This is a genomic window from Bradyrhizobium sp. UFLA05-153 (assembly GCF_054185185.1).
The window spans coordinates 1-8,846 of sequence record NZ_JBBIAM010000206.1 but is presented as its reverse complement, the minus strand read 5'-3'; the positions used below and the strand labels follow the sequence as shown (position 1 = coordinate 8,846).

Annotated in this window: 9 protein-coding genes; 2 read left to right on the top strand and 7 right to left on the bottom strand. The window is 62.4% G+C overall.

Annotated elements, in window-relative coordinates; genetic code table 11:
* Positions 1-71 precede the first annotated feature (71 nt).
* Both Q2941_RS49125 and Q2941_RS49120 read right to left on the bottom strand, forming a co-directional pair.
* The gene (locus Q2941_RS49125) at positions 72-818 is read right to left on the bottom strand and encodes a ceramidase domain-containing protein (protein ID WP_035665038.1); all 747 of its coding nucleotides are present in this window, start codon (positions 816-818) and stop codon (positions 72-74) included.
* Positions 818-1,057, bottom strand: a complete 240-nt coding sequence (locus Q2941_RS49120; RefSeq protein WP_156944893.1) for a hypothetical protein — start codon at positions 1,055-1,057, stop codon at positions 818-820. Before Q2941_RS49120 ends, Q2941_RS49125 begins: the two co-directional genes overlap by 1 nt.
* Positions 1,058-1,111: 54 nt before the next feature.
* Between Q2941_RS49120 and Q2941_RS49115 the strand changes: the two genes are divergently transcribed.
* Positions 1,112-1,378, top strand: a complete 267-nt coding sequence (locus tag Q2941_RS49115; RefSeq protein WP_458197173.1) for an aldehyde dehydrogenase family protein — start codon at positions 1,112-1,114, stop codon at positions 1,376-1,378.
* A 600-nt stretch (positions 1,379-1,978) separates the two neighbouring features.
* On the opposite strand, the gene poxB is transcribed toward Q2941_RS49115, so the two are convergent.
* From poxB to Q2941_RS49095, 4 genes are read right to left on the bottom strand one after another with little or no spacing between them, the layout of a single operon-like run.
* The gene (gene poxB, locus Q2941_RS49110) at positions 1,979-3,712 is read right to left on the bottom strand and encodes a ubiquinone-dependent pyruvate dehydrogenase (protein ID WP_458197171.1); all 1,734 of its coding nucleotides are present in this window, start codon (positions 3,710-3,712) and stop codon (positions 1,979-1,981) included.
* A gap of 8 nt (positions 3,713-3,720) precedes the next feature.
* Positions 3,721-5,040 (bottom strand): acetyl-CoA hydrolase/transferase family protein, encoded by a 1,320-nt coding sequence (locus tag Q2941_RS49105; RefSeq protein ID WP_458197170.1) that lies wholly within the window; start codon positions 5,038-5,040, stop codon positions 3,721-3,723.
* A 21-nt stretch (positions 5,041-5,061) separates the two neighbouring features.
* Positions 5,062-6,108, bottom strand: coding sequence for a MaoC/PaaZ C-terminal domain-containing protein (locus Q2941_RS49100; RefSeq protein WP_254111328.1), 1,047 nt, complete (start codon positions 6,106-6,108; stop codon positions 5,062-5,064).
* A gap of 26 nt (positions 6,109-6,134) precedes the next feature.
* Positions 6,135-6,980 (bottom strand): HpcH/HpaI aldolase/citrate lyase family protein, encoded by an 846-nt coding sequence (locus Q2941_RS49095; protein ID WP_458197169.1) that lies wholly within the window; start codon positions 6,978-6,980, stop codon positions 6,135-6,137.
* 108 nt (positions 6,981-7,088) lie between these two features.
* Here Q2941_RS49095 and Q2941_RS49090 point away from each other — a divergent pair, with 108 nt between their 5' ends.
* The gene (locus Q2941_RS49090) at positions 7,089-7,853 is read left to right on the top strand and encodes a GntR family transcriptional regulator (protein WP_254111330.1); all 765 of its coding nucleotides are present in this window, start codon (positions 7,089-7,091) and stop codon (positions 7,851-7,853) included.
* 117 nt (positions 7,854-7,970) lie between these two features.
* Here the strand turns inward: Q2941_RS49090 and Q2941_RS49085 are convergent, their stop codons facing one another.
* Positions 7,971-8,783: a tripartite tricarboxylate transporter substrate-binding protein gene (locus tag Q2941_RS49085; protein ID WP_458197172.1), complete on the bottom strand. Its 813-nt coding sequence runs from the start codon at positions 8,781-8,783 to the stop codon at positions 7,971-7,973.
* Between the last annotated feature and the right edge of the window lie 63 nt (positions 8,784-8,846).

Here is an 8,846-nt window from a genome sequence, read left to right as displayed (position 1 = left end):
CTTGGCTTCTGTTAAACGCTTCTGTCACAAAGCTCAGCAGACTTTATGTGGCGAACTTTAGATTCACGTGACTAGCTGCTGGCTACCCCTTCCAGCGGTCGGCGAACTTGGAATAGCATCAGGATTGCGAAGCAAGCGGCTGCTGCCGAAAGGTGCTTCAGCGTATGCCCGCTTAGAATTCGACCAAACGAATAGACCTCGTGGTCATAATATTCCAGCAGCTTGGCGAGCGCGTAAAGCCCAGCGGCGCCGACCCAGAAGGGAGTGCCGGTGTATTTCGCCGGAAAGAGGCTGAGGATTAATAGCAAAGCGAGAAACGGAAAAAATTGTGCCCACGCGTAGAGCCGCAAATCGTCGGTCCAGCGCCACAACAAAAGACTGAAAATGCCGATTGCAAGCAGCGGCCGTAACAACATTGCGCCCGCCTTGGCATCCACGCGCTCTTCAACGACAGCGGCAAGTATCGCGGCAAAGCAGAGAGTCATCGGCAATCGATCCCAGAACAACGTGTCGTCGTTCGGATCAAGATGGTAATACGATGAGCCAAAGCCGGTTAAGAAAATCCCGGCGAAGAGCACGAAAGTTGTTGCATCGCGACGAATTTGCGCGAGACCAAACGCGCCTACCGCGATGAAGGGCAGGTTCGAGGCGACATTCCAGAAGTTCGGCACGCCGAACAATTCGCGCTGATCGGCGAACTGATGATAACTCTGGTCCTGCAACAGGGGCGGAAGCGGCAGCAATGCGACAAGCGTAACAATCATCAAGCCATACAGAACCGGTATCGGCCGATCTCGGACTATGTTGCCAATTGCCATCAACGACGCTCCTTTGAGAATCGTGTCGGATCGTCCACAAAGTTGCGTAGTCGAAGCTGCCCACGGTGGTGCATTGGCTGACCTTGCCGCTGGATCACGCCTTCGGCTTCGAGACAGCCGATGTAGGTCCGGCTGCAACCGAGGTGGAGCGCCAGTGCCGACGCGCTGACGGTCGCGGGCTTTCTGGATCGCAGCCGAGACGCGACGGGCGAGTGATCGTTGCTGACGGACTCAGTCATCGTGTCCGCTCCTGTTGCGTCGGGGTAGGATAGCTAACTTCCTCTTCCGACGGCATAGCGGACCATGCCGGGATTTGCCACTGGCCCAATCGGGTCGCGAATGATGATTCCCCGTACGGCCTTGCCGGCGGCGTTTGGTGCCGCGATGCCGATCATGCCCAAGCGATTGCAAGTAGGCTGCGCGTCGGGCGCATCCGAATCAACGGCGCCCCTCTGGACAAGCGAGGAACGCATGGCGGGTTCAAGCTGTCGGGTATCGGCCGGGAGTGGGGGCGCGTCGGGATCGAAGAGTTTCTAGAGTACAAATCCGTCATCGGTTGACGCGGGGCGGGCAGGGTCACTTGTTCGACTTGGCTATGGAGGCCGCCCAGCACGATTGCTCTGCCGTTTAGCTGCTGAAACATGAAAGCTTACCTTGAGTGCAGCCTCATGTAGCACGCACTTATGGCTTCACTGACCGTGAACTTGCTCGACGCATCGGCCGCAGGAGTGTCGAATGACGCCGCTATCAGCTCGCTCAATCCTCAGGCATTCCGATATGCCCCGCCGCTATCCGGTCCATGAAAAAACTTCGCCGGTCGTCAACCGTGCTCGAAGGTGCCCCGGTTGTGCCCCAGTTTTTCTGGGGCACGCTTCTAGGGAAGCAATTCGTTAAGTCGTTGATAGTCAGGGCTTAATGGTGGGCGTACAAGGGATCGAACCTTGGACCTCTCCCGTGTGAAGGTTAGAGCCTGACCCAAATAGGTCACCCGGACGGGGTTCTTGCGTGTTTGCTCCATTACCAGGGGAGCAAAGGGGTAGCGACACTCCGTCCGATCAGTTTCCCGAGCGCGGACGTTAGAAGATTGGAACGACAACCGTGAAGGCGAACTGGCTGCGCAAGAGCAGCAGAGCGCTGGTGTCCACCGACGAGACTGCTCGTTAGCGTAAAAGCGGGACGTTGGTGCGGGCGAGGTCGATCAACTCGCTAGCGCGGCCGTCGAGCACGGCTTTCATGACCCACAGGCTGAAGCCTTCCGCCTGACCAAGCTCCAGCTCGGGAGGCATCGCGAGCTCCTGGCGCGCGGTGACGACGTCTAGGAGCGCCGGGCCGTCATGCGCGAACACCTGCTTCATGGCGGCCAGAAGGTTCGCCGGGTCCTCGACGCGAACGGCGAAAACGCCGGCGGCTGTTGCCATTGCGGCAAAATCGGGATTTGTCAGCGCCACTGCGGTATCGAGGAAGCCGGACGCCTTCATTTCCAGCTCGACGAAGCCGAGCGTGCTGTTGTTGAAGACGATGACCTTGACCGGCAGCTTGCGCTGCAGCAGCGTCACGAAGTCGCCCATCAGCATGGTGAAACCGCCGTCTCCAGACATCGAGATCACCTGCCGTCCGGGAAACGCGGCCTGCGCGCCGATCGCCTGCGGCATCGCATTCGCCATCGAGCCGTGCACGAGTGAGCCGATCAGGCGGCGCTTGCCGTTCATTTTCAAATACCGCGAGGCCCAGACGGTCGTGGTCCCGACATCGAATGTGAACACCGCGTCGTCGGCCGCGAGCTCGCTAATCGTCTTGGCGACGAACTGCGGGTGGATAGGCTTGTGGCCGCGACGGCCCACGGCGAGGTCGTCGAGCCCCTGGCGCGCGCGGTGGTAGTTCGCAAGACTGTCGTCAAGATGCGCGCGATCCGATTTCGGCCTCAGGCGCGGAAGCAGCGCTTCGATCGCGTCGGCGACATCACCGACCAGTCCGAGATCGATGCGGCAACGCCGGCCGAGATTCGCTCCGCGAAGATCGATCTGCGCGATCTTCGAGTCGACCGGATAGAATTGACGGTACGGGAAGTCCGTCCCGAGCATCAAAAGCGTGTCGCAGTCCATCATAGCGTGATAGCCGGAACTGAAGCCGATCAGCCCGGTCATGCCGACGTCGTAGGGATTGTCGTACTCGACGGCCTCCTTGCCGCCCAGCGCGTGGACGATCGGCGACTTGAGCGTCTCCGCAAGCTGCATCAGCTTGTCATGCGCACCGAGACACCCGCGCCCGCAGAGCAGCGTGACCCGCGACGCCTCGTTCAGCATCTTCGCGAGCGCGTCGAGCTCCGGATCGCGCGGCCGCAGCAGCGGGCGTGCCGGGAGCAGCGCATGTGAAAGACGGGCAGCCGGCGGAGCCTCCTTCAGGGCCACATCGCCCGGCAGCACGATGACGGAGACGCCCCGCTCCGCGACCGCGACGCGGATCGCGGTTTCGAAGACGCCAGGGAGCTGTGCGGGATTGGTGACCAGCTCGCAGTAGTGGCTGCACTCGCGAAACAGGTCCTGCGGGTGCGTTTCCTGGAAGTAGTTGCGGCCGACCTCGCTGCTCGGAATCTGCGCCGCGATCGCCAGCACCGGCACGCGCGAGCGATGGCAATCGAAGAGCCCGTTGATCAGATGCAGGTTGCCCGGCCCGCAACTGCCGGCGCATACCGCGAGCGAGCCGGTCAGGTGCGCTTCGGCACCTGCCGCGAAGGCGGCGGTCTCCTCATGCCGCGTGTGGACCCAGTCGATCGTTCCCCCCGAGCGCAATGCGTCGGTGATGCCGTTCAGCGAGTCTCCGGCGACGCCGTAGACGCGCCGAACTCCGGCTGCATTCAGGATATCGACAAGCAGATGGGCGATCGTGCGCGACATGGGACACCTCAGATCAGATGCATTTCGCGTGCAGCCGCAGTCAGCTCGTCGCGGAACGAGGGCTGGGCGAGCCCGATCAGGGCGTAGGCGCGCTCGTCCGAGCTCATGCCGCGCAAGTTGCAGATGCCGTGTTCGGTGACGATGTATTGCGTGTCGATCCGCGCATCCGTTGCCGGACCTTGCAGCTTCGGCACGATCCGTGATGCCTTGCCGTGAGCGGCAGTCGAGGACCCGACGATGAACGACAGGCCGCCGCGCGAGTATGACGCGCCCTTGACGAAGTCGAGCTGGCCGCCGGCGCCTCCGTACTCATGCGTCGCCAGGAACTCGGCATTGACCTGACCGGTGAGATCGACCTCGATCATCGCGTTGACGGAGACCACGTTGTCGTTCTCTCCGATGACGCGCGGATCGTTGACGTAATCGGCCATCCGACATTCGATCGACGGATTGTCGTCAATTAGGTCGTAGGTCGCGGCAGTACCCATCGCAACGTTGAACACGCTCTTGCCGCGATCGGTGGTCTTGTGCCGATTGGTGACAGCGCCGGAGGCGATGAGGCTCGCGAGCCCATCGCTCAGGAGCTCCGTGTGCACGCCGAGATTCTTCCGGTCGGTCAGCGCGCCAGCAATGATATTCGGCACGCCACCGACGCCGAACTGCACGCAAGCCCCGTCCTGGATCATTGGCATGACATGCGCCGCGATCTGGCGGTCGGTGTCGGTCGTCGCCTTGCTCGCGTAGGCACTGATCTCGCTCGTGTTCTCGACGATCGCCGATACCTGGGAGACGTGCACCTGACCTGTGCCGTGGCTGCGCGGCATGTTGCGATTGACCTCGACGATGATTCGCTTCGACCGCTCGATGCCGGCGAGGGAGTAGGCGCCGCTCGGACCGAAGCTGAACCAGCCGGCCCGGTCCATCGGCGCGACCTGCAGCAGGAAGACGTCGAAGGGCGGCCGCTCGCGGACGATGCCGGGGATTTCGCTGAACGAATTCGGCACGAAATGGACGATCTTGCGGCTGCGCTCGTTGAGCTGCCTGGCCAGCCCACGCTCGCCCGCGCCGAGGAAGAACGGATACAGCTTGATCACGTCCATAAGGTCGAGACGCATCAGCGCCTCGATCGTCGCCGGAGTCGCGTGCATGTAGTAGGCGAGCGCTTCGTTGAGATCGCCCGCCTTCGCGCGATCCGCGAACGCGCGGACGAGCGCCGGGGGCTGGGCGGCGAAGATGCCGAGGAGGACGCTGCAACGCTTCGGTAGGTCGCACAGGGCAAGTTCGGGAGACGTCAGCCGACGACGATACAGATCTTCATGCTTGGTCATTGTTGCCTCCGTTGCGTTCATTCAGTAGCCAGCCGCGGCGTAAGGGCCCATGCCGCGGCGATAGACCAGCAGGGCGCGCTGATAGCGGCACACAAGGTCGCCGCCCTCCACGAAGGCGCGGGTCTCGACTTTTGCGATGCCCTGGCCGGGCCGCGAGTGCGATGCGCGGACCGGGCCGATCGTCGACTCGGCGTAGATTGTCTCGCCGGGCTTCACGGGGCGCGGCAGCTCGATGCCGGTCCAGCCCAGATTGGCGACGACGCGGCCGAGCGTGCGTGTCGTCAGCGCGGTGACGAACCCGACGACGAGCGGCTCGAAGACCGCCGGCGCGATCGCCTGATGCTTCTTCAGATAAGCGGCATCATGCCAGCGTGGATTGATCTCGAGGGATCGCAGCGCGTGGAGGCGGCTTTCCTCGAACGCGATGGTCCGGCCCGGCCAATGGACGAATGTCTCGCCTTCCTTCATATCCTCGAAGGCAAGCCCGGTCTGCTCGACGAGCGCGCCTTGCGCGTCGACGTAATGCGAGCGGAAGCGCTCCTCCTCGGCGGGCGGCTCGTCCGGGCGGTCCTCGGGATGCTGTCCCCGCCGGTACATTTCCAGCCGGGCGCTGATTTTTGAGACAGTCACGTTGTCCTGATTGAGCCCGTCGATCGTGAGCGTGACGATTCCGACCTCCGGGTCGGCGCCTGCCTCCAGCCCGGTCACGGTCGACTCGGCGTAGAGCGTGTTGCCGCCGAAGACCGGATGCGTCATCGCGATGCTGTCGATGCCGAGAATCGCTCGGCGCCGGTACCAGCTGCGCGAGATCATGCCGAGCAGCCGCTGCACCGTCATGGTGCTCACGCCGAGCGGCTTCTTCCACTCGGTCTGCGCCGCGTAGTGACTGTCGAAGTGAAGCTGCGCGTTGTTGACGAGATCGACCGCGTCTTCGCGGTTGTCCTGCTGCGAGACGTCGATGCCGGGACGATGGCGGATGCGCATGCCCTCATGCAGATCCTCGAAGCTCAGGCCGAAGCGCTCGCGGTAGCGGTTCTTGCCGACGCGGACGTAAGCGTAGAGACTCATGGGGTAATCTCCTGCGTTTTGGGGTTTCAGGCTGCTTGAGCGGCGAGCGCGACGGTTCGGCGCGCCGCCTTGACGACCGGGGCGTCGATCATCTTTCCGTCGACCTGACAGGCGCCGCCGTGCGCCGCCGCGAACGCGGAGACGACGCGCTGGGCGCGCGCGAGCTCGTTCGCTGACGGCGTGAAGACGGCGTTGATGGGCGCGATCTGAGCGGGATGAATGGCGAGCTTGCAGACGTAGCCGAGCGTCTTGGCGGCGCTGGTCTCGAGCTTGAGACCGTCGGGGTCGTGAATGTCGAGGAACGGCACGTCCCACGCGGCGATCGCGGCGCTCGCCGCCGCCTGCACGATGCGGCTGCGTGCGAAGAGCATCGGCTCCCAGGCGAGCGCCGCGTGCAGATCGGCGGCGAGATCCGCGCCGCCGAACGCAAGTGCCGCGACCGCCGGATGCCTGGCGATCTCGTCGGCCGCGGCAAGGCCGCGCCCGCTTTCGATCAGCGCGACGATGCTTGGAGTCGCTTTGCCGGGGCCGAGGTGAGCCAGCGCGATCTCGACCTCGGTGACCGACTCGGTCTTGGGCAGAACGACGACCGCCGGCTTGCGCGCGGCCCGAAGGGCCATGAGGTCCTCGAGCCCCGCCTCCGTGGTGACGTGGTTGAGCCGCAGCGCCCAGACGAAGCCGGCCGGTGCGGCAGCAGAATCGGCGAAGAACGCCAACGCGGCATTGCGAGCGGCCGCCTTTGCGGGGAGGCCGACGCCATCCTCCAGATCGAGGATGGCGCCGTCTGCGCCGGACGAAGGTCCGTGAGCAAAGCGGTCCGGACGATCGGCTGGCGTGAAGAGGAGGCTACGAATCAGGGAAAGGTCTGGCATAGGTTGGTCCCTTCTCTAATTTGACCGGTTGTCCGGACAAATATCCTTCGCAAAGGCATCCGTCAAGAAATATTTGCACGGACATCCGGACAAGCGTATCTTGATTGCATGGTTCACGATTCCATCACTACCGGGGGACCGTTATTTCGCCGGATCGCCGATTCACTCGCCGATGCCATCGTGCGCGGCGACTACCCCGCCGGCAGCCGCTTACCATCCGAGTTCGCGTTGATGCGCATGTTCGGCGCGAGCCGGTTCACCATTCGCGAGGCGCTGGTCGACCTCCGCGCGCGCGGACTGGTGGCCAGTCGACGCGGCTCGGGCACAACGGTGTTGCGTCAAACGCCCCAAACGCCGAAGTTCACCGCAATCTCTCGATCAATCGATGAGTTCCTCGCGACCACGATCCCGCTCCAGCCGTTGGAGGTCCGCGACGTCATAGCCGATGAGGCCCTGGCGGCAGAGCTTCGCTGCGAATTCGGCCGCCAGTTCCTCTTGTTCCAAGGCGTTCGCAAATCACCAGGAGGGCCGGATGAGCCATTGCTTACCCTGACCGATGCCTACATCGCCGCGAGCTTCTCGGCGATCCGGCCTTATCTCTTCGAACTGACGGGGTCGATTGCCGGAACCGCTGAACGGGTGTTCGGAATTCGGGTGCGCAAGATCGTCGAAGAGATGGAGCCAATTGTTCATGACGACGAGATGGCCGCGGTCTTCGATGCTCCGGAGGGCAGTCCTGCGATGCTGGTCCGACGATGGTACTATCTCGACGGAGAGACTATCCTGTTGATCAGCCGCTCGATCTATCCGAAGGGGCGAGTGCTGTTCCGAAACGAGCTGCGCCGAAGTGAAATCGGAGTCTCCGACTCGTAAGTCGGGTCCAGATTCCAAACATCATTACGAGGATTGCGCCTGGTCCCGCCAAAAGCGGCGACAATTCACGTGGACGAAGAGCGAAAGACTGACATTAAGCGCTAGCGTACGGCGCGCTCACTCCACCTTAATGTTGTTCGCTCGGATTACTTTGCCCCACTTCTCGGTGTCTTCGGCAATGAACCTGCCAAAGTCAGCTGGTGTCATCGACTTTGGAACGACGCCAACACCGGCCAGTCGCGCTCCTATCTTGTGATCGGCGAGGGCGGCATCGATTTCTTTGTAGAGGTTGTCAACAATCTCGGTCGGCGTGTTCTTCGGCGCGACTAGGCCATTCCATACGCTTGCCTCATAGCCCGGCACAAACTCGCTGATGGTCGGGACGTCTGGCAGCGCAACCAAAGGTGTCCCGCTGGTCACCGCAAGGGCGCGCAACTTGCCCGCCCTAACCTGCTCGATCACCGTGGGTAGCGGACTGAATACCAGTTGCACGTGTCCAGCAAGCATATCGGAGAGGTAGATGGTGCGGGAGTAGTGCACTGGGATCAACAGAACTCCGGTCATCGTCATGAACAGCTCGCCGGCAAGATGAGACGGACTTCCAATGCCGGCTGTCGCCATATTGATCTTGCCCGGAGCGGCCCGGGCATAGGCGATGAACTCGGGAACGGCCTTGGCAGGAAATGACGGATTGACCACCATAATAAGCGGCGTGCGGGTGATGCTAGCGACCGGTGTGGTGTCGCGTAGGAAATTGAATTTAAGATTGTTGTAGAGCGTCGCATTGATAGCATTCGTCGACGTGGCCATCAGTAACGTGTAGCCGTCCGGAAGTGCCCTTATGACCCTTTCAGTGGCGAGATTTGAGCCGGCACCAGGCTGATCTTCGACGATGAATTCCTGCTTGAGCCGCTCGGATGCGCGTTCCAGCCGATCGTGATCACCGATTCCAGGCCATCGTGATCACCCATTCCAGAGCATCGTGATCACCAT

What these genes read in the sequence shown, in the direction of transcription:
- poxB (WP_458197171.1), bottom strand. Translation starts at nt 3,712, where the DNA reads ATGTCGCGCACGATCGCCCATCTGCTTGTCGATATCCTGAATGCAGCC.
- Q2941_RS49095 (WP_458197169.1), bottom strand. Translation starts at nt 6,980, where the DNA reads ATGCCAGACCTTTCCCTGATTCGTAGCCTCCTCTTCACGCCAGCCGAT.
- Q2941_RS49100 (WP_254111328.1), bottom strand. Translation starts at nt 6,108, where the DNA reads ATGAGTCTCTACGCTTACGTCCGCGTCGGCAAGAACCGCTACCGCGAG.
- Q2941_RS49105 (WP_458197170.1), bottom strand. Translation starts at nt 5,040, where the DNA reads ATGACCAAGCATGAAGATCTGTATCGTCGTCGGCTGACGTCTCCCGAA.
- Q2941_RS49120 (WP_156944893.1), bottom strand. Translation starts at nt 1,057, where the DNA reads ATGACTGAGTCCGTCAGCAACGATCACTCGCCCGTCGCGTCTCGGCTG.
- Q2941_RS49090 (WP_254111330.1), top strand. Translation starts at nt 7,089, where the DNA reads ATGGTTCACGATTCCATCACTACCGGGGGACCGTTATTTCGCCGGATC.
- Q2941_RS49125 (WP_035665038.1), bottom strand. Translation starts at nt 818, where the DNA reads ATGGCAATTGGCAACATAGTCCGAGATCGGCCGATACCGGTTCTGTAT.